Here is a 19,742-nt window from a genome sequence, read left to right as displayed (position 1 = left end):
AAATTTTTGTTTTATTTATGCTTAAAAATAGAAAAATTTGGGTACAATTCGCGTAAAAGGTAAATGTATAATTAAGGAGATGTATATGGTTTTTCAAGTCAAAAGTCCGATTTTAGGCTTTGAGCATATCAAAAGTTACGAACTAAAAGAGCTAGATCAATTTTTCGTAAAGCTTCAAAGCAAGGACGATGAGACGTCTTTTACCGCGATAAACCCGTACGCCTTGAGAAATTACGAATTTGATATACCGACGTACTACCAGGAGCTGATGGACATAAACGACAAAAGCGAGCTAAGGATCTACAACATCATGGTCGTAAGCACCCCAATCGAGACCTCGACGGTAAATTTCATCGCTCCTATCGTTTGCAATATGACAAACATGACACTCTCTCAAATAGTGCTTGACGCGTGGGCATATCCGATGTATAAACAGGCCGAAAAAATTTCGGATTTTATAGAAAAATAAATTGCTTCTCAGCAAGAGGAAAAATTGAAATGAAAAACATTAAATTTGCGCTAATTGCGCTTGTGACTTTATCTAGCGGACTTTTTGCCTTTGAGCATGACGGACTGGAACACCCAATAGTATGGAAACAAACCGGCGCCACTAACGATATCGGAGTATATACAGACATAAAAGAGGGTATGGTAAGAAGGTCTATAGTAGGCAAAGACGGCAAAGAAATGAAACGCATATACGGCGATATGGATATCATAGGCGCAACCATATCCGTACCGACAAACGGCGGATACAATTATGTGCCGGTAACTGGTACATTATGGAAGGGAACGCTTACTAATATTAAGGGTATTGACGATGCAAACTATAGATCGCAATGCACGCAATGGGACAGAAATAATGGTAAATGTACTTTAGACTATTTTAACTCGTCCTATTCTACCTTTGATTTTTCAAACAAGCCTACCGAACTAGAAAGAAATCACATAGATGGCAGTAAAGTTATATATGCTAGGCTTTACTGGGCGGGCGGTCTCTCAAATCCATGGAATGACCATCCGGCAAGTAACGTTGCAGGACTCAGAAATAAATATCTAAATGGAATTAGCGGCTTTAAATATGTAAGATTTGGTACGCCAGACGGAAAAATGCACCGCCTTACCGCAAATCCGGGAGATGTTTATTGGTGGGGAGCTTATGCATGGTACAATACTGCTTATCAAGGCGGAATGTATTTCATGTACCAAGCTAGCGTCGATGTAACTGATCTTGTTAAAGCAAGCCTAACAAAAGACAAAAGAACCTTTAGCGCCGGAGGCATAAGAACGTCATCCAGCTTAGATGACAACAACTGGATGTCGATGTACAGAGACGGCGACTTCAAATCAAGTAGATACTATTTGCCTCCACATTATGGAGGTTGGGCGCTTTTAATAGTTTATGATTTTGGTGAAGACGAAAGTGAAAACATAAAACCAAAAAGCGTTAATATTTATGATGGACTTAGAGTTTTAGATCCGTCGGTTAGAACCAATCCAGGCTCCGTAAGCAAAAATTTGGAATTAAAATTTGAGGGATTCTATACCCCACCTAGTGGCAATGTGAATTCAACTCTTGCCGTTATGAGCTTTGGCGGTAAATACGAAACCGGAAGCGAAGATATACAAGTTTGGGACAAGAATAATAGGAGATATGAATCCGTCACCTCCGGTCAAAATGGAAGCGGAAAACAGTTTAACAGCACTATAACAAAATTTGGATCAAATATTAACTCTGGAAAAACATACAATAACCAAATGGATTTGGATGTTTTTGACATCAGCGGAAAAATAGGAAACGCACAAACTGACGCCTGGATAAACTTAATAGCAAAATCTGAGTGGAACAGCGGCATATTGTACTCCGAAAGAGCAAACGTCGGCTTGGTGGCTTTTTCTACTGAGCTTTATTCTCCAGAGGTATGCTATGAAGAAACTTTGTTTACAAAAGGCAAAGATGCTCCAGATAGCGAATTTAGAGAAGTAAGTACAAACAAAAACTCGTATACCAAGGTGGAAAAAGACAGTATACTAAGAGCACAAATTGCAATAAAAAACAAAGGAAACGAGTCGGCCCAGAAACTAACGCTCACCTCAAGCCTAGAGCAAAAAGGCTCCGAGTATAAGCCAAATACCACATATATAGTAACAAGCGAGCCTATAACTACGACAAAATTTAAAGTAGGCCCACACAATCCAGACAACACAGCCTTTCAAACATCGTCTAAAAACCTACTTACTTTTGCTCTCGGAAGCGGGGCGGGTCATATAGGCAGCGCAAATCAAGGCGGTACGATAGATCAAACAAATCAAGCCTTTATACAATACGATGCAACCTTAAAACAAATAGAAAAATTTCAAGCAAACATATACAGAGCATCCTTTACTAACACAGCTTTAAATTTAAGCTTTGAAGGAAAAATAAAAAGATGCGACAATAAAGAATACTATCTTAGCGTCATAGACGTACCTGACGTTAACAACTTTAGAGCTGTAAATAAGAACTTTACCAAGGACGGAGATTCGCAAAATCTTTATACTCAAATAGCCAACCGCAAATTTGACATAAAAATAGCCCATTTTGGTAAAGAGACGGCATCTGGCAATCAGCTATCTAAAACAAATATCGATACAACGGTAGGAGTAGATATAGTAACCACTTGCGCTGCAGGCGGCGTTTCGGTAACACAGCCAATGCAAGTAGAATTTAAAAAAGGAGAAAACGGTAAGTCTATAGTGGAACTCAAAGACGTACTAATAGAAAAGGCTTATTCAAATTTATACGTACGACTATCTTTTAAAGACCCGATATCCAACCAAATCAAAACTAGTTGCGCCTCCGATACGTTTACCGTTAGGCCTAAAGAGTTTAAAATTTATGATACTTCATCAAAAAATATAGTAAATAACCTTAATTTAATCGGGGGAAGAAAATATCCTAATTTTAGCGCCTTGGCTACAAATGATACAGGCAAACAAGCCGGCGGCTACACAACCATGCTTCCGGACAGCACAGGCACAAGCTATGCGAGATTTGAACCGACGATACCGCCGACTTGCACTGCCGTTACAAGCCTGCCGATTACTTGGTTTATGACTAAATTTACAGATGGCGTAGCTAAGCTTGAAAGATATAAAGAGGGAGCAACTGCCATCACAGACAATAGGGATTTCGTGTATAATGAAGTAGGCAATGCGAAGCTAGTAATACTTGATAACAAATGGACTACGGCAAGCAACGACCAAGCAAATAGCGACTGCATAGCAAATAGCCATAGCAATACCGAATCCAACGGAAAAGTCGGTTGTAATATCAGATCAGAATTCGACTTTACATTTGATCCGCAAGATATCCATATCGACAGCCTCAGGATAAGCGGCTTTAACGGCGGTCCTATGAGCTATATGTCAAATGACATAGCAATGCCCGCAATAGCTACATTTAATGTACAAGCCAGGCTAGGAGATGCCTCGCGCACTATAGCAAGGATGTATACGGCGGGTTGTTATTCTAAAGATACGCAGTTTACAATGGGAGTAGATACGGGCATAGCTGACCTAAACGATCGAAATAACGTCAAAACTCCGCTACCTGCCGCCGCAAATGCTCGGATTTTATTTTTTAACGATGGCGACAATCCGCAAGTAGTAAAAAGAGATGGCGCAAATAATAACTCGGGAGTCTATAACGTACCTAGTAATGCATTTACAAATGGTCAATTGATAGGCGGGCAAGTTAAATTTAATTTCGCTAGAGTAGTAACGGATCCGATAAATCCATTTACCGTAAATAGCAATATATTTACCTTCACAAATGTAAGGGAGCAAGTAAATACCGCTGCCGTGCCTAATACCTATGTCAAACCGCTAGCAGCCAATGAGACGGCTACTCAGTTCTACTACGGAATGGTATATGCGCCGTACTATGAAGGCCCTAGACGAGGCTTTAATGCCAATGTATATTTTGGCGTGTATTGCAATGCGTGCGATAAAACTATCTACACATTAGCAAACGGTCAGACATTGCCATCCGTCACAAACTGGTTTACAAACGAATCCCATATCGATAACACGTATGGACAAGTAAACGCATATGTTCAGAGTTCAGGTGCCGGCACTGTTACCATAACGCCTCAAACCATAGCAAATGGCGTTCAGATTTTAACCCTATCTGATACCCAAGCCGAGCTTGTGGATATAGATATGCAGGCGTCAAGTTGGCTCATCTACAACAAAACAAATGCAGCTGCGACGGTTAATAGATTTCAAGTAAATTTCTTCGATAGGCCTAGATGGGGCGGTCAAGCCCTGGGACAAAAAGGAGATAATCTTAATGGCCCCGGCAATGTACTAGATACTGAAGACGGTTCGTTAAATTACTCCATAAAGACCAATAAAAGGTCGGATTGGTAAAACATGAGAAGAGGCTTTTCGCTAATAGAATTAATTTTATCTATAGTCGTAGTTGGGATATCTGTAATAGCTATCCCAAAAGTTTTATCGCAGACGACAAGCAATAATCAACGCGGATTAATGCAGCAAAGCGTAATGGATACCAAAACAAGAATGGCGCTAGTATTAAAATCACCCTATGCTTGCGTAGGCAACTTATTGTCTATTACTAGTGACAAAACTCCTATTTTTGGCAATACGGTCGGGATACCGGGCAATAATTTTTATACCATAAACGGCATCGTAGCAGATGTAGGCACTAGACGCCAATTTGGAAACTACAAAACAAACGCAGCTATAGCCCCTCAACCATGCACTGATCCAAATGATGTAAGCGTAAATTCATTTAATACCAATGTAGACGGCGTAGAACCGATCAAAATACAAACATCTCAGCTATACGGTAGCCGAGATAACATAATTAGCTCAACCATCAACACGACAACACAACAAAGAGACATGCAAGGTGCGGCAGATAGTGACATAACCGAGATAATTATGACTACCACGACGTCTATGGGTCGCGATGTTCAAAATATAATCTTAAGAGCATACGCTGCAAATATAGGCGATAGCCCCAACATACTATCAAGGTCTTGGTGATATGATATGAAAAAAGCCTTTACATTAATAGAGCTTATTCTTGTAATAGTTATATTGGGAATATTGTCTTTTGCGGGTATTAATATAATAAAAAATTTATATGAAAACTATCTACAAGCAAGATCCATAAACACTCTCGAAACACAAACGGAACTTGTCTTGGAGCAAATTTCAAAAAGACTTGCGATAAGAGTAAAAGGCTCAACGATAGGACGACGGGCAGCCAATAATAATTTCGTGTCAACAAGAGATCCTGCCCTTAATGTCCAATATAACATATTAGAGTGGATAACATATAGCTACGAAAGCTTTCAAAACGGGGGTTGGAGCGGCTTTGTGGATTTAGACGATCCCGCCACAGTACCCAATGCCGCAAGAAATGGCGGAAATTTGGCAACTCATGGAAGCACGCTAAATAGTGCAAATTTAGATATATCTAATTTAACAAACGGACGTGCTACGCTCAATAACAACCAAGTTGGATTATTTTTCAAAGGTCGACCAACCAACATAAACACCGACTTTGGATTCAATACTGCTACAAACCAAGCAAATGCAATAGCTATAGCTACGCAAAACGGAAATGATGTATTGACGATCGCCAACTATACATCCACGGATATTTTTGAACAATATTATTTATTACATACTGCCTACGCAGTTGTTCCGACCGTTAGCCTTAATCCAGACGGTACAAGAGGTACGGATCTTGATCTATGGCTACACTATAACTACAGACCGTGGGCCGGCCAGAACTACAATGACAATGGCACAAGTAGAGATTTGCTTGCCAGAAACGTGACTAGGTTTAACTTCACGGAAGACAATGGCGTCATAGTTATAAAACTATGCATAAGAGACGCCGGAAGATCGTTGGGGCCGACTAGAGCTGAAACAACGGTATGTAAAACAAAGGCGGTGTATTAATGAGAAAAGGTTTTAGTTTAATCACGGCGATAATTTTTATGGTTTTGATAGCAACTTTATCTATGTTTGCGCTAAATATCTCCTCTCTGACCTCAAAACAAACAACCGATGTATTTTTAAGAGAGCAGGCAGAGCTTTTAGCTCAAAGTGCCACAGAGATAGCCATCCTTAATCTTTTAAGGATGAATTTTAGTACAAATTGTCCGTTAAATTTGCCCAATAGAAATATAGTAAATACTTCATTTCCAAACAATGCTACGCCGATGTTTCGAGTTACGGTAACGCTAGAAAGGTTATTTGGTACCTTTGGAGCTTGTAATCAACCAAATGCCGCAAACCCGGCTCTTAACCATGCTGCATCTGCAGGAACGGTAATATTAGACGTAGTAGTTACTCAAGCAAACGCAAATATGCCGCCGATAAGAATTCACAGACGCACGATTCAAAAACTCTAAAATAATACTTTATATGCTATAATGTTAGCACTTTAACGTAAAGGAGAGATGATGAATTTAAGCATCGTAGGTAAACAATTTGACCTAACGGACCCAATCAAACAGCACATAGAAAACGCATTTGATGCGCTTAACAAATACGGACTGGATATAATTTCAGGTCGCTGCGTAGTTTCAGCGGACGAAAAAAACGGTAAAAAGGGTTTTAGCGTAGAGTTTGCGCTAAATTTGGCAAAAAAGGACACGATCGTAATCCGCCACAAAGATAAAGATCTGTACGCTGCAGTAGATCTCGCGCTTGAGCGCGCATCAAAGGTGCTTCGCCGCGAGCACGACAAAAACACAACCGTGAAAAATAAAGACGACGGCAAAGCTGTTAGAGCTGCGATCGCCGACGAACACCACATAAACGACGGCGAAGTAGATGAGATAATCCCTATGGAGCTTGAGCTATACAAGCCGCTAGAGATCGAGGAGGCTATGCAAAAGCTAAAAGATAGCGATGCGCAGTTTTATGTATTTAACGATATGGATGCCAAAATGCGCGTAATCTATAAACGCTCTGACGGTAAATTCGGACTTTATTAATTAAATTTAGGCGAGATAAATTCTCGCCTTCTTACTTTTTAATCTACAAAACTATCAATCAAAATCCAATCGTTCTTGTTACCGACTTCATCTTAAATTGCTTAAATTTTATGAAATAAATCTCAAATTTCAAAAACTACTAACGATAAAGAAATTTATATAATGCAGGTAAACCGTTCATAATGGAAAAGTTTTAAGTAAGATCGAAATTTGAAAGATATTTTTAGATTTAATAATTCGCAATAAAACAATTTTTTACTACTTTGTTTTTGAAGGCTAGTTTGTAAAATTATCTAAAAATTTACTTTAAATCATACAAGTTTTAATATATTTCCGATTTAGTCTCGGCGAGCTTTTAAGGCTTTGATTCTTAATTAAATTCAAATTTCATGCCGACTCGCCGCGACTTAAAACTACGCCAGATTTATACGATACCTAAAACCGCGCCCAACATTGACGGATTTTTATTTTGTAAGGCTTGCTGCTTTTCTAGCAAGGAGTTGCTTTGCAAGCTAGCTCGAAGCTCTTTTTCATATTTGGTCAAAAGATCGTCCAGTACGGCTTCAAGCTCATCTCTTAGGCTTTTTTTCATATCGGTATTTAGTCCTAGAGCCTCCATCAGCTCCTCTTTTTTGACCCTTAGTTTTTCCTGTATTTTTTGTTCGTTCATCTGTGATAAAAATCCAGCCGCGCCAAGCTCGGTAAGGGTTCTTTTAAACCCCTCTACGTCAGGCTCTTTGGAGGTTTTTACCTGCACGGTAGCTTTTTTGAGCTCCTGTTCAAAGTCGCTCTCTTTTGCCCCTTTTGCGCTCTTTTCTGCAGCTTTTTGCGCAAGCTCGGCCAAAATCTTTTGGATAAATTTTTGCTCTTCGATCGTCATTTCGCATCCTTTATAAAAGATACACTATCGCAAGCAAATTTTATTCCTTAGCTCTATCTGCGATAAATTTAGCAAATTTATCATCGTCGTTTGGGCAGGCTACGACGTCGTAAAAATCAAATTTTAGCTCGTCTGCGATATGGCGAAATTCCTTTGATAGCTCAAAAACGGTTTCGGAGTTATCGATACAAAACGAGATCGGATAAACAAGCGCTTTTTTATCTTTTATCTCGGCTAGCGCTTGATTTAGCGAGGGTTCGAGCCATTTTACAGGGCCTAACTTCGACTGGTATGCGAGCAAAATTTGCTTAAATTTAACCCCTCGCTTCTCCAAAATTTCGGTTAAAATTTGAACGTGCCGCTTGACGTGCTCCTCGTAGATATCGCCCGCATCGATCATCTTTTGCGGCAAAGAGTGCGCCGAAAACACCAGCGTTATCTCATCTGCATTTAGATCGCGCGCGCTTTTTTCGATGCCGTCTACTATGATCTCGTTATATCTCTCATCCTCGAAAAACGGCTCGACGATTTTTACTTTCGCCTTTAAATTTAGCTCACCCCGCGCCTTTTCAAAGTCGCTTATACTAGACGATACGGTCGTAAACGAGTGATGCGGGTATAGCGGGAAAACGACGATCTCAGAGACCTCCGTAAACTCGGCCAAAACGTCTTTCGCAAAAGGCGGTGTGTAGTTCATCGCAAAGGCTACCGCCGTATCATCGTCTAAAAAATGCGAAATTTTACCGCACAGCCTTGCCGTAAGCTCGCAGATGGGCGACTTGCCGCCGATTTGGCGGTAGTTATTTTGCGCGGTTTTTAGGCGAGAGCTAGTTATCATAAACGCCACGAATTTACGTAAAATCGGGCTTTTTATCCCCAAGATATACGGGTCGTTAAACATATTTTTTAAAAAAATTCCAACCTCGCTAAGGTCGTTCGGTCCGCCCATGTTTAGTAGCAAAATAAGTCTCATTCGCAAATCTCCTGAGCCTTTAGGGCATCTTCGAGCGTGCTTAGATCGCTTTTTGCGCCGCAGCAGGCCTGATAAAACTCGTCAAGCATCGCTTTAGCCGGCGAAACGTCGCTGTAAACTTTCAAATTTTGCTGTCCGTCAAGCGTGTATTTGTTTAGCTTAAGGCCCAGCATATCGCCGAAATACACGCCCCCGCTCGCGGCAAATTCTATCGTAAATCGCTCCGCCTTAAAGCGCTTTGAGTTATGGATGCTAGCTAGAGTCTGGTTTTTAAATTTAAGCTGAAAAAGCGAGTCGGTTTCGCTTCTTTTATCGTCGTTTTGGATTGAAACTTTATTGCTAAAGATTATCTCGCTACCCGTTATAAACCTTGCAACGTCGATGTTTTGTAAAATTTCAAGCTGCAAATTTACGCCTTTATTAAAGCCGCGAGCGATATTTATCGAAAAAGCTTCCTTCTCTTTGGCAAGCTCTTTTTTTACCGAGGCGATTACGGGATTAAACCTATCGATAAAACCCATGTAAGCGCTGATATTTTGGGATTTAAAGCAGTATTTTAGCTCCCTTATCTCGCCTGATTTGCAAAACCAAGGATCAAGCAAGATAAATTTTATAAAATTTAAGCACTTAGGTATCAAATTTAGATATTTATGCGTGTCGGTAACGATGAGGGCGTCGATACGCACCGATTCCAAAAGATCGTTTATATTATCGTAAACAGGAATCCGTCCGCAAATTTCACTATTTTGCACGCCGTCAAAAACCGCCGCCAGCTCAAAGTGCTCTGAGCGGCGAAGCTCGTTGTAGTAGTGTTTTGCATCGTTTCCAAAACCTACTATCGCAACTCTTTTTTTCATAATCTTTTTCCCAAATTTTAATGTTTTTGTGACAATTATAGTAAAAAATAGTAATTAAACGGCTAATGCGAGCGATTTTTAAAATTTAGCCGATGCCTTTTACGGCGAGCCTCAAACAAGTTTTATCAAATTTATGATAAAATCAGCCCTATTTTAAAACTTTAACCAGGAAAAAACGATGGATATTAGAGAGGCTTATTTAAATTTTTTTGCAAGCAAAGGTCATGAGATCATTCCGTCCGCGCCGCTAGTGCCAAACGACGCTACGCTGCTTTTTACAAACGCGGGCATGGTGCCGTTTAAGAGCATTTTCACCGGCGAAGTACCGCGCCCTACCCCGCCGATCCGCACGAGCTGCCAGACCTGCATCCGCGCAGGCGGCAAGCACAACGACCTAGATAACGTCGGCTACACCGCGCGCCACCACACGTTTTTTGAGATGCTGGGAAATTTTAGCTTCGGAGAGTACTTCAAAAAAGACGCAATCGCATATGCGTGGGAGTTTGTAACGCAGGTGCTAAAACTACCCAAAGACCGCCTCTACGTGACCGTCCACGAGAGCGATGACGAGGCGTTTGCGCTGTGGGAGCAGCACGTCGCAAAGGAGCGCATTTATAGATTCGGCGATCACGATAACTTCTGGCAAATGGGCGATACGGGACCGTGCGGACCGTGCTCGGAGATCTTTTACGACCAAGGCGGCGAGCACTTTAATACGCCTGAGGACTACATGGGCGGCGACGGCGACAGATTTCTTGAAATTTGGAACCTGGTTTTCATGCAGTACGAGCGCGGCAGCGACGGCAAGCTAACTCCGCTACCAAAACCGAGCATCGACACGGGCATGGGCCTTGAGCGCGTCACGGCGATAATGGAAGGCAAATTTAGCAACTACGACAGCTCGCTTTTTGTGCCTCTTATAAACGAAGTAGCCGCGCTTTGCAGTAAGCCTTACACCTATGAGAGCGGCGCTAGTTACCGCGTCATCAGCGATCACATCCGCTCCGTGACTTTCCTGCTAGCTCAGGGCACTACATTTGACAAAGAGGGCCGCGGCTACGTACTTCGCCGTATCCTTCGCCGCGCGATCAGACACGGATATCTACTAGGTATAAAAGAGCCATTTATGTACCGTCTCGTCGATAAAGTCTGCGAACTGATGGGGGGCCACTACGCCTACCTAAACGAGAAAAAAGCGGCGGTAAAAGAGCAAATCAGGCTCGAAGAAGAGAGATTTTTAGCCACGATAGCAAGCGGACTTGAGCTTTTTGAGAGCGAGCTAGCACGCACGAAAGATATTTTTAGCGGCGAGGCTGCGTTTAAGCTTTACGATACGTTCGGATTTCCGCTAGATCTCACGGCCGACATGCTACGCGAAAAGGGGCTCAAAGTAGACGAAGCTAAATTTGACGAGCTAATGAGCGAGCAAAAAGCGCGCGCTAAGGCTGCCTGGAAAGGCAGCGGCGACAAGAGCGCAAAGGGCGATTTTAAGGCGCTTTTAGAGAAATTTGGCGAAAATAAATTTAGCGGCTACGAGGAGCTTGAGCGCACGAGCAAGGTTTTAGCGCTACTTGACGAGGACTTTAAGCAAACTCAAATTTTAAAAGCGGGCGAGCAAGGCTGGGCGATGTTTGACGTGACGCCTTTTTACGCCCAAAGCGGCGGCCAAGCGGGCGATAGCGGCGAGATAGTAGGCGCGGCCGACGTGCTAGATACGCAGAAGTTTTTCGGACTAAATTTATCAAACGTCGCGGTTAAAAAAGAGCTTAAAATCGGCGATACGGTGAAGCTAAAGGTAAGCGAGCAAAGAGCCGAAATCGCTCGCCATCACAGCGCCACGCACCTGCTCCACTCTGCGCTTAGAAGCGTGCTAGGAACGCATATCGCGCAGGCCGGATCTAGCGTCGAGGCAAACAGACTTAGATTTGACTTCTCGCATCCAAAGGCCGTAACGGCGGAAGAGCTAGCTAAAATCGAAAATTTCGTAAACGGCGCAATCGCCGAGAGCATCGTGGCAAAAACGGAGATAATGGACATCGAGGACGCTAAAAATAGCGGCGCGATCGCGCTATTTGGCGAGAAATACGCCGACAAAGTGCGCGTGCTAAGCTTTGGCGAGGTTAGCAAGGAACTTTGCGGCGGTACGCACGTGGCAAATTTAAGCCAAATCGGCGCGTTTTTCATCACTAAAGAAAGCGGCGTGAGCGCGGGCGTGCGCAGGATCGAGGCCGTATGCTCTAAAGCCGCGCTAAATCTAGCAAAAGCCTGGCGCGGCGAGATCGAGGAGTTAAAAACCGAGCTAAAAAGCGCCGAGCCGATGAATGCAGTAAAAAAACTAAAAGCCGAAATAAAAAGCCTAAAAGACAAGAGCAAACAGGCCAAAGACGCGCACGCGCTCGTGGCGGTGAACGTAAACGAGACTAAGCTTTGCGTCGCGGTGCTTGATAGCGGCGATATAAAAGCCACGATAGACGAGTTTAAAAACGAGAACGAAAAGGTGGCGATCCTGCTCGTGCAAGTAAACGAAGAGGGCAAAATCGCTCTGGCCGCAGGCGTGAAAAATGCGGCTTTGAAAGCTGGCGAATGGGTCAAATTTACGGCGCAAATTTTAGGCGGAAATGGCGGCGGCAAGGACGACTTCGCAACCGCAGGCGGTAAAAACGTACTAGCGATCGAGGATGCGATTAGGCAGGCGTTAGAGTTTGCTAAAACTAGGCTTGAAAAATAAGCTCGCGTCGGTCAAATTTAAGAAAACAGCTTAAATTTGACCGTGGTTTTGCGGCGTGAAATTTTAAAGCGAATTTGAGCCGGTTGCGGCAAGATCAAATTTGACGCCGCAAAGCAAATTTGGAAATTTACATTTTACTAGCCGAGATAAAATTTAAAGGAAAATATAAGTTTATGAGTTTATTTTATTCGCGCATTTTGGCGTCAAATTTTGCTGCCGTCCAAGTAACTTTAGCGCGAGAAAATTTTAGATCAAAGGGGACAAATGCCCGAATTTAACATAGCTTTTGCAAAGATTAGCAACGCCCTGCCCTTTATCCACATCCTCTCCGTGGTCGTTTTTATCGGATTTCAAGCAAATTTTTTTCTCATCGCTAAATTTTTTATGAAAAATATCGAAGGCGACACGCAAAAATACCAAACGATAATCTCCATGCTAAAGCGCCTAGGCTACGCGATCTACGGCTCGATCGCCGTCATGGGCGTAACCGGCGCGATACTAGCTAAGCAAAACGCGATCAAAAACGCCGATCCGATGCTAAACACGATCTTAACGACGAAATGGGCGATCTGGGGATTTTTGTTTCTTAACGTCATTTACGTCACGTACCGCCTAAACAAAGCCTCAAAATCTCTGCAAAATAGCGAATACATCGAGCTTCATGAGAACCTCATAGTTACGATTTATTATTTCATTCCGCTAAACGTGGCGTTTGCGCTGCTGGCGGCGTATCTTGGCGTATCTTATAGGGAGTTTTAATGATTATTTTGGCTTCGAGCTCGGTTACTAGAGCTAAGGTTTTGCGAGATTACGGCGTTAAATTTGAGCAGGTTTTCTTTGACTATGACGAGAGCGGCGTGGATAAAAATTTACCGCCGCACATCTACGTCCAAAAGATCGTCGCGGCAAAAAAAGAGCAATTTTTAAAGGCGAATGAAAACGTAAAAAACGTCGTTTTCGCAGATAGCGTCGTAGTATGTGGCGGTAAAATTTTAGGCAAAGCAAAGGACGAAAAGGAAGCTTTTAAAATGCTACAAATGCAAAGCGGCAACGTCGCTAGGATCGTAACCGCGATGATATTTTTGGGCGAGAAATTCGAGCTTTTTAACGTAAGCTTTGCCGAGTATAAATTTGCTAAATTTGACGAAGCCGACCTACAAAACTACCTATCGGGCGATCTTTGGCAGGGCAAGGCCGGAGCCATGACGATAGAAAATTTCAACAAAAAATATATCCTAAGCCAAAACGGCGAAACTAGCACCGCAATGGGGCTAAACGTGAAAATTTTAAAGGCCTTTTTATGAGAATTTTAGCTTCGATTTTGTTTATTATCTTTGTTTCGCTGAGCGCGGCGTTTGTTTATCTTTATTCGCAAGTCACCTTTGATGCGTCAAATATTATCGACTTTAAGCCAAAGCTCACGACTCAAATTTACGACAGAAACGGCGAGCTCATCGCAAATATCTTTGATGAAAACAGGATCTACGTCAAATACGAGGACATCCCGCCGCGCGTCATTGAGGCGCTGGTAGCTATCGAGGATACAAGCTTTTTCGAGCACGGCGGCGTAAACCCCGAGGCCATCACGCGAGCTATCGTTAAAGACATAAAGGCGGGCAAACTAGTCGAGGGCGCTAGCACGCTCACGCAGCAGCTCGTTAAAAACATGGTGCTCACCAGAGAAAAAAAGCTAACGCGCAAGGTCAAAGAGATGATCATCTCGATGAAGCTAGAAAACGAGCTCAGCAAAGAGCAAATCCTAGAGCGCTACCTAAACCACGTCTATCTCGGACACGGCTACCACGGCATCAAGACCGCGGCCAAGGGGTACTTTAGAAAGGAGCTTAACGAACTCACGCTAAAAGAGATCGCGATCCTAGTGGGCTTGCCAAAGGCTCCTAGCACCTACGATCCGACTCGCCACCTAGACCTCTCGCTAAGCCGCGCAAATAACGTAATCTCAAGGATGAACGCGCTAGGCTGGATCAGCGACGCCGAGTACAAAGCCGCGTTAGTCGAGCAGCCCGTAGTCTTTGACGATACGCTCACGCAAAACAAGGCCCCGTACATCGTGGACGAGGTGCTAAAAGAGGCCTCAAAACGCTTTGAGGATATCAAAACCGGCGGCTACGTCATCGAAACAAACGTCGATCTAAAAGTACAGCAAATGGCGTCCGAGGCGCTCAAATACGGCCATAACGAGATCCTAAAACGAAACAAAGACGCAAACGCTAGCATCCTAAACGGCGCTATCGTCGTCACCCTGCCAAAGACCGGCGAGGTGCTCGCGCTAGTCGGCGGCGTGGACTACGCCAAAAGCAGCTACAACCGCGCCACGCAGAGTACCCGCCAGCCGGGCTCTAGCTTTAAACCCTTTATCTACCAGATCGCCCTAGACATGGGCTACTCGCCGATGAGCAAGGCTGCCGACATATCAAGGGTCTTTAACGAAGGCAGCCAGTACGAGTGGCGCCCGAAAAACTACAGCGGCGGCTTCCAGGGCTACATCACGCTGCGCGAGGCCTTGCGTCAGTCGCGTAACCTCGCTACGATAAATTTACTCGACGAGATCGGGCTTGATACGGCTTACAAAAAGCTAACCGAGATGGGCTTTAAAAACATACCTAAAAACCTATCCATCGCGCTTGGCAGCTTTGGCATCTCGCCGTTGGAGTTTGCTAAATTTTACTCGATGTTTCCAAACGGCGGCGAGATCGTGGAGCCAAGCCTCATCAAACGCATCATAAACTATCAAAATTTAGAAGCGGTTTTCGAGCCTGAGCGGACGTTCGTCACCGAGCCCGAGCAGGCCTATCTGATGACCGATATGATGAAAACGGTCGTGGAGCGCGGCACGGGACAAAGCGCCAGGCTAAACGGCGTGCAGGTCGCGGGCAAGACCGGCACGACGAACAACAACATCGACGCGTGGTTTTGCGGATTTACGCCCGAAGTCGAGGTGGTCGTGTGGTACGGCAACGACGACAACACGCCGATGAGAAAGGTCGAGGGCGGCGGACGCACGGCGGCTCCGGTGTTTAAGAAATTTATGGAAAGCTACATGAAAGAGTACCCGCTAAAACAAAAAACTTTCATCGAGCCAGAAGGCGTCTTTCACACCGCGTACGAGGGCTTGATCGAAGTCTATACGAAGATCTCGCCGGTACCCAAGCAGGACGCGCAAGATACTCTAATCAAACAAGACGACGAGGGACTGATTTTTTAATTTGCTAAAATGTCGGCTAAATTTGAACGCTTTACTGTTTAAATTTAGCCGCCGCTTCGTCAAATTTAACCCCGCTTGCCAAAAAGCTACGACAGCCTAGGCTGGCTCAAATTTTACTCTTACTTTAAATTGAGAGGCTCACCCACATGCGGTCAAATTTGATCTCGTTTGCTCTCAAAATCCAAATTTCAAAGAAAATTTAAGTTCGCTTTATAGTTTAGTCGGGTTAAATTTAGCGGTTATTTTTACATCTCCAAGATAAAACTTAAGAAACAAAAACATCGATATTTTAAAATTTAAATACTACATTTTGCCGTCGCTTGGCAAATTTAATCAGGCAAAAAGTCAAATTTAACGTCAAATGGCCTTAAATTTAACCCGTTTGCCGTAAAATATCTGCGGATAAAAAGATAGCGCCGCACCGCGCACGAGCCTAGGCCCGGTACAAAGCCAAAAGTACGGCGATCAAACCAAAATTTAACCCGAGCTTCCCGGCTAAATTTGAGCTGGTTTCAAAAGCAAAAGAGGATAAATTACTCCACGAGCTTCATCTGCTCGGCGCAGATAGCCTTCCACGAGCTTTGCAGATTTGAGCCGACGCACTCCTGTAGATACGGTTTTGCTTCGCTTTCGCGTTTTAGCTTGATGTAGATTTCCGAGATCTGAGCTAGAGCGCGTAGCCTGTTTTCGGGATCTAGGCGCGTATCTACGAGTTCTCGCGCGGCGTCTAGGGCCTCGCCTAGTCTATCCAGCTTGCTTAGCGAGCCGATGTACTCAAAGTCGATTTTCGGGCTAAAGGTGGCGATATGTAGGCGTTTTTGCAGGTCGATCGCCTTTTTGGCGTAAACAGACGCGTTTAAAAAGTCGTTCGCGCTGTACGTCGCCTCGGCCATGCGGTCGTAGAGCTCGATGACTTTAAAGTCGTTTTTACGTAGCGTCTCGACGGCCGTTATCGTCGCGGCGGCGTCGGTGAGCCTGCCTAGCCCCATCAGCGCCTCAAATCTGTAAAAAAGCACGGGCGAAACGTCGGCATACTCCTGCCTAGACGCGACAGCTAGGGCTTCATCTGCCACGCGCAAGGCGTCGTTATACTTTTCCGTTTTTATCAAAACGGAGGCTAGCTTGATGAGCCACTCCACGCGGTCTAGCATGTCGGGCGCAAGGATATTTTGCGAGGCAAGCTCGTACGCGGCGGCGAAGCGCGATAGGCGCATATAGCAGTCAAAGAGCTTAAATTTAGCCCCGATTTTATCGCCTACGCCGTAGTTTTCGGTCAAATTTACCGCCGTAGCGCAGTCGTTTTGGCGAATGGCTTCGTCCGCCAAATTTAGCGCAGCCTGAGTTAAAACGGCGCTTGCGTCCGTATCGTTTAGATCGCGCACGGCCTGGGTATAGCGCAGGACGGAGTCAAATTTACGCTCTTTTAGATAGAGCGCGACCTGCTCTTTTAGCGCTTTAACGCCGACGTCCGTTTTGCCGTACTTGTCGATGAGCGCGTCGTAGTGATCGTGTAGCTTGGTCGCATTACTCTCGTCGTTTCTAGCGAAAAATAGCTTATCTAGCGCATTTTGCACGATGGCGGCGTACTGCCCATCCGCAAACTCGTTTTGGTATCTTTTTAGGTAGTCGTAGGCCTTTTGCGTATCGGGAGTGCCGGCTAGAGCGATGCCTAGATTTTTTAGCAAGGTTTCGTAATCATCATCGTTTTTGTCTAATCTAGCGAGTAAAATTTCATAAATTCTCGCGGCGATATCGTCCATCTTTTTCTCGTGAAATACCCCAGCCAGCGCCATTAGCTTGGACGCGTCGTTTAGTAGGTATTCTTGGTTTCTGTTTAAAATTTTAAGCATAAAGTCCTTGGCGCGGTCAAATTTGGCCTTGTCGATACTGCCTTGCACGAGGCTAAGAGCCGCGCGGCTAGCTACGTCTAGCGTCTGCGCCGAGTACAGCACGTCCTCATACATCCTCACGGCCTCGTCCTGCCTACCGGAGGCGTAGAGCTTATCGGCAAACTCAAGCTCGGCTAGCTTGGTGAAATTTGAGTTTGGATGCTCGCTTTTAAGGATATCTAGCGTGTAGTTCGCGTCGCTAACCAGCTCCTGTTTTAGGTAGGCTTTGGTCACGAGATAGAGCACCTCAGGGTAGTTTTCGTCCGACACGAACCTACGCATCCACGCGCGCCCCTCGCTTGCTACATCTGCTGCGCCAAGCCCCTCAAAGCTATTTTGCGAGTCTAAAATTTTATCCAAAGCGCGCAGCCTATAGAGCAAAAACTCGCTGGCGAAAATGCTGTTTGGATAGCGGCGTAGCGCCATTTGCGTAGTATTTATCGTCTCATCGTAGCGCTTGGCGTCGTAGCTTTTTTTGACGTCTAGATACATGTTTATGTCGTTGCTATCGCCGCTTTCTATCGGGGCCTTGTTTAGATCGAGCGGCCCGACGCTAGGCGCGGTCATCTGCTCAAATATCGGAGCGAAATTTATCCCCGAGTTTGCTTGTTTTTTAAATTCGCTTAAATTTTGATCTATCACGATGGCGTGGCGTTTGGCTGCGCCGCCGTTTTTACTAAACGGCACAGCGGACGCGCCGTAAAGAGGCTCGCTAGACGAGATCAGGCGGGAGCTCGAGCGGGGCACGACGTAGATCCGCATACCACCCTTTTCCTCGCGAAACCTCACCTCCGCAAGGGCCAAAATTTTATCGTCGACCTTCGGTAGCGCGCCGCTAGCGACGTCGCAAAAATAAAGCTTGCGGTCGTAGGCGAGGATCTCCTCTTTGCAGACGAATTCCTTCTCGTCGCTGATGTTTATCACGGTGTAGGGCCTGCCGTCCTCTGCGCCCGAATTTACGCTCAGGCTAAAAGAAAACGCCAAAATCGGTAAAAAAAGTAAAAAATATTTTTTCATGCGGCCATTATACCCTTTTTCGTTTAAAAAGCGCTATAAAAGCGAATATTACGCGCTTTTGAAGCGATTTTCTACTAAATTTCGCGCATTTGGATAAAATTTTATTTAGCCTAAATTTAACTTTGGCATAGAGGAGAAATTTGGGTTTTGAAGTAGCGAGGTTGCGGGTAAATTTGCCCCTCTAACGTCAAAAAGCTCCGCCCGCTACGTCAAATTTGACATAGCAAGCCCGGCTTTTGTGATTAAATTTATAAAATTCGGTCGCCTCGGCAGATAAATCTATGTGTCAAATTTGACCGATTGCCGCTACGCCTCTTTTGAGATCTTAACGAGCTTAAACGCGTATCCGCTAAATTTCGCTCTGCAAAGCGCGACCGTGCCCTTCATCTGCGGTTCTAGCTTAAATTTGGCCTTTGCCTCTACGCCCTTGGCCTGCACGCTCACCATATCGCCGTCTTTTACCTTTGCAGCCGCGGCAAACGACGCCGAGCCGATTAGCTCCTTTGCCTCGCCGCTCAAATTTGACCCGTCCGCCTCATCCATAAAAAACACGACGCTACCGTCAAAGCTCTCAGGCTCTTTTAGCGGAGCTAGCTCGCCGTCCGTTTTAAACTCGCCCTGCGCGCCGTCGGCTAAAACGACGTTTTTGCCGAGCATTTGCAAAAACTCGAATATATTTTTCGCATCCGCGTGTGCCAAAAAGGAGCTATCGATCACGATATTTTCGCACTCCTCTAAAAACTCCGCGATCTGCTCAAACTCCTCCTCGCCGACGTTGCACTCGCCGCTTAGGTATCCTTCGTCAAGCCCCTCAAAATATTCGTGCGTTTGCTCGTCAAATTTAGCTGCGTCAAGCGAGTATTTACAAAGCAAAGCCAGCACGTAGCTAGCCGATCCGATCTCGCAGCGAACGAGATTTTCAGTGCCTAAAATTTTATCCTCAAAGCAAGAAATATATAAAAAATCATTTTGCTTTATCTGCTCCGCTAGCTGCGGATTTTGCTCGCAGAGCAAGCTTGCCAGGCTTAAAGTTTTTGCATTTTTAAATTCGCCAAATTTCATCGTTTTATCCTTTAAATTTAGCTTGGATTTTATAAAAATTTGTTTTAAGAGGGGGTAAATTTGCGCCGATTAGACGCAAATTTGA

Annotated in this window: 15 protein-coding genes and 1 pseudogene; 11 read left to right on the top strand and 5 right to left on the bottom strand. The window is 44.5% G+C overall.

Translation table 11 applies throughout. The annotated features are described in order from the left end of the window. The first annotated feature begins 85 nt into the window (after positions 1 to 85). The 7 genes and pseudogenes from fliW to hpf all read left to right on the top strand — a co-directional run bounded on the left by fliW (position 86) and on the right by hpf (position 7,025). Entirely contained in the window at positions 86 to 469 is a 384-nt protein-coding gene (fliW, locus tag RWM02_RS07200) for a flagellar assembly protein FliW (protein ID WP_122862169.1), read from the top strand. Between the two features lie 29 nt (positions 470 to 498). Beyond that, positions 499 to 4,413, top strand: coding sequence for a hypothetical protein (locus RWM02_RS07195; RefSeq protein ID WP_314070569.1), 3,915 nt, complete (start codon positions 499 to 501; stop codon positions 4,411 to 4,413). Between the two features lie 3 nt (positions 4,414 to 4,416). After that, positions 4,417 to 4,479 (top strand): annotated as a pseudogene (locus tag RWM02_RS10620) (prepilin-type N-terminal cleavage/methylation domain-containing protein); the annotation flags it as partial. A gap of 54 nt (positions 4,480 to 4,533) precedes the next feature. Further along, a complete protein-coding gene (locus tag RWM02_RS07190; RefSeq protein ID WP_314070567.1) occupies positions 4,534 to 5,055 on the top strand; it encodes a hypothetical protein in 522 nt (173 codons plus the stop codon). A gap of 6 nt (positions 5,056 to 5,061) precedes the next feature. After that, positions 5,062 to 5,982 (top strand): prepilin-type N-terminal cleavage/methylation domain-containing protein, encoded by a 921-nt coding sequence (locus RWM02_RS07185; RefSeq protein ID WP_314070565.1) that lies wholly within the window; start codon positions 5,062 to 5,064, stop codon positions 5,980 to 5,982. Beyond that, entirely contained in the window at positions 5,982 to 6,437 is a 456-nt protein-coding gene (locus RWM02_RS07180) for a hypothetical protein (protein WP_314070563.1), read from the top strand. The genes RWM02_RS07185 and RWM02_RS07180 overlap by 1 nt, the downstream gene beginning before the upstream one ends. A gap of 51 nt (positions 6,438 to 6,488) precedes the next feature. After that, entirely contained in the window at positions 6,489 to 7,025 is a 537-nt protein-coding gene (gene hpf, locus RWM02_RS07175) for a ribosome hibernation-promoting factor, HPF/YfiA family (RefSeq protein WP_185898616.1), read from the top strand. 424 nt (positions 7,026 to 7,449) lie between these two features. On the opposite strand, the gene RWM02_RS07170 is transcribed toward hpf, so the two are convergent. The 3 genes from RWM02_RS07170 to RWM02_RS07160 are packed head-to-tail and all read right to left on the bottom strand — an operon-like array spanning position 7,450 to position 9,735. Beyond that, positions 7,450 to 7,905 (bottom strand): response regulator, encoded by a 456-nt coding sequence (locus RWM02_RS07170; protein WP_314070560.1) that lies wholly within the window; start codon positions 7,903 to 7,905, stop codon positions 7,450 to 7,452. 40 nt (positions 7,906 to 7,945) lie between these two features. Then, a complete protein-coding gene (gene hemH, locus RWM02_RS07165) occupies positions 7,946 to 8,878 on the bottom strand; it encodes a ferrochelatase (RefSeq protein ID WP_314070559.1) in 933 nt (310 codons plus the stop codon). Beyond that, positions 8,875 to 9,735 (bottom strand): Gfo/Idh/MocA family oxidoreductase, encoded by an 861-nt coding sequence (locus RWM02_RS07160; protein ID WP_314070556.1) that lies wholly within the window; start codon positions 9,733 to 9,735, stop codon positions 8,875 to 8,877. Before RWM02_RS07160 ends, hemH begins: the two co-directional genes overlap by 4 nt. Before the next feature lie 178 nt (positions 9,736 to 9,913). On the opposite strand from RWM02_RS07160, the gene alaS reads away from it, so the two are divergent. The 4 genes from alaS to RWM02_RS07140 all read left to right on the top strand — a co-directional run bounded on the left by alaS (position 9,914) and on the right by RWM02_RS07140 (position 15,689). Beyond that, positions 9,914 to 12,463 (top strand): alanine--tRNA ligase, encoded by a 2,550-nt coding sequence (gene alaS, locus RWM02_RS07155; RefSeq protein ID WP_314070553.1) that lies wholly within the window; start codon positions 9,914 to 9,916, stop codon positions 12,461 to 12,463. Positions 12,464 to 12,727: 264 nt separating this feature from the next. After that, positions 12,728 to 13,222, top strand: a complete 495-nt coding sequence (locus RWM02_RS07150) for a 3-isopropylmalate dehydratase (protein ID WP_314070551.1) — start codon at positions 12,728 to 12,730, stop codon at positions 13,220 to 13,222. Beyond that, positions 13,222 to 13,767, top strand: coding sequence for a septum formation inhibitor Maf (gene maf, locus RWM02_RS07145; protein ID WP_314070549.1), 546 nt, complete (start codon positions 13,222 to 13,224; stop codon positions 13,765 to 13,767). The genes RWM02_RS07150 and maf overlap by 1 nt, the downstream gene beginning before the upstream one ends. Continuing rightward, the gene (locus RWM02_RS07140; RefSeq protein WP_314070547.1) at positions 13,764 to 15,689 is read left to right on the top strand and encodes a transglycosylase domain-containing protein; all 1,926 of its coding nucleotides are present in this window, start codon (positions 13,764 to 13,766) and stop codon (positions 15,687 to 15,689) included. The genes maf and RWM02_RS07140 overlap by 4 nt, the downstream gene beginning before the upstream one ends. 533 nt (positions 15,690 to 16,222) lie before the next feature. Here the strand turns inward: RWM02_RS07140 and RWM02_RS07135 are convergent. Then, a complete protein-coding gene (locus RWM02_RS07135) occupies positions 16,223 to 18,595 on the bottom strand; it encodes a DUF7494 domain-containing protein (protein ID WP_314070545.1) in 2,373 nt (790 codons plus the stop codon). A 306-nt stretch (positions 18,596 to 18,901) separates the two neighbouring features. Beyond that, positions 18,902 to 19,657, bottom strand: a complete 756-nt coding sequence (locus RWM02_RS07130; protein ID WP_314070541.1) for a hypothetical protein — start codon at positions 19,655 to 19,657, stop codon at positions 18,902 to 18,904. Between the last annotated feature and the right edge of the window lie 85 nt (positions 19,658 to 19,742).

It is taken from the genome of Campylobacter showae (assembly GCF_963515975.1).
Lineage (GTDB): Bacteria > Campylobacterota > Campylobacteria > Campylobacterales > Campylobacteraceae > Campylobacter_A > Campylobacter_A showae_F.
The sequence above is the reverse complement of the archived record's forward strand: the minus strand, read 5'-3'. Positions and strand labels throughout refer to the sequence as shown.

What these genes read in the sequence shown, in the direction of transcription:
- fliW (WP_122862169.1), top strand. Translation starts at nt 86, where the DNA reads ATGGTTTTTCAAGTCAAAAGTCCGATTTTAGGCTTTGAGCATATCAAA.
- RWM02_RS07195 (WP_314070569.1), top strand. Translation starts at nt 499, where the DNA reads ATGAAAAACATTAAATTTGCGCTAATTGCGCTTGTGACTTTATCTAGC.
- RWM02_RS07190 (WP_314070567.1), top strand. Translation starts at nt 4,534, where the DNA reads ATGCAGCAAAGCGTAATGGATACCAAAACAAGAATGGCGCTAGTATTA.
- RWM02_RS07185 (WP_314070565.1), top strand. Translation starts at nt 5,062, where the DNA reads ATGAAAAAAGCCTTTACATTAATAGAGCTTATTCTTGTAATAGTTATA.
- RWM02_RS07180 (WP_314070563.1), top strand. Translation starts at nt 5,982, where the DNA reads ATGAGAAAAGGTTTTAGTTTAATCACGGCGATAATTTTTATGGTTTTG.
- hpf (WP_185898616.1), top strand. Translation starts at nt 6,489, where the DNA reads ATGAATTTAAGCATCGTAGGTAAACAATTTGACCTAACGGACCCAATC.
- RWM02_RS07170 (WP_314070560.1), bottom strand. Translation starts at nt 7,905, where the DNA reads ATGACGATCGAAGAGCAAAAATTTATCCAAAAGATTTTGGCCGAGCTT.
- hemH (WP_314070559.1), bottom strand. Translation starts at nt 8,878, where the DNA reads ATGAGACTTATTTTGCTACTAAACATGGGCGGACCGAACGACCTTAGC.
- RWM02_RS07160 (WP_314070556.1), bottom strand. Translation starts at nt 9,735, where the DNA reads ATGAAAAAAAGAGTTGCGATAGTAGGTTTTGGAAACGATGCAAAACAC.
- alaS (WP_314070553.1), top strand. Translation starts at nt 9,914, where the DNA reads ATGGATATTAGAGAGGCTTATTTAAATTTTTTTGCAAGCAAAGGTCAT.
- RWM02_RS07150 (WP_314070551.1), top strand. Translation starts at nt 12,728, where the DNA reads ATGCCCGAATTTAACATAGCTTTTGCAAAGATTAGCAACGCCCTGCCC.
- maf (WP_314070549.1), top strand. Translation starts at nt 13,222, where the DNA reads ATGATTATTTTGGCTTCGAGCTCGGTTACTAGAGCTAAGGTTTTGCGA.
- RWM02_RS07140 (WP_314070547.1), top strand. Translation starts at nt 13,764, where the DNA reads ATGAGAATTTTAGCTTCGATTTTGTTTATTATCTTTGTTTCGCTGAGC.
- RWM02_RS07135 (WP_314070545.1), bottom strand. Translation starts at nt 18,595, where the DNA reads ATGAAAAAATATTTTTTACTTTTTTTACCGATTTTGGCGTTTTCTTTT.
- RWM02_RS07130 (WP_314070541.1), bottom strand. Translation starts at nt 19,657, where the DNA reads ATGAAATTTGGCGAATTTAAAAATGCAAAAACTTTAAGCCTGGCAAGC.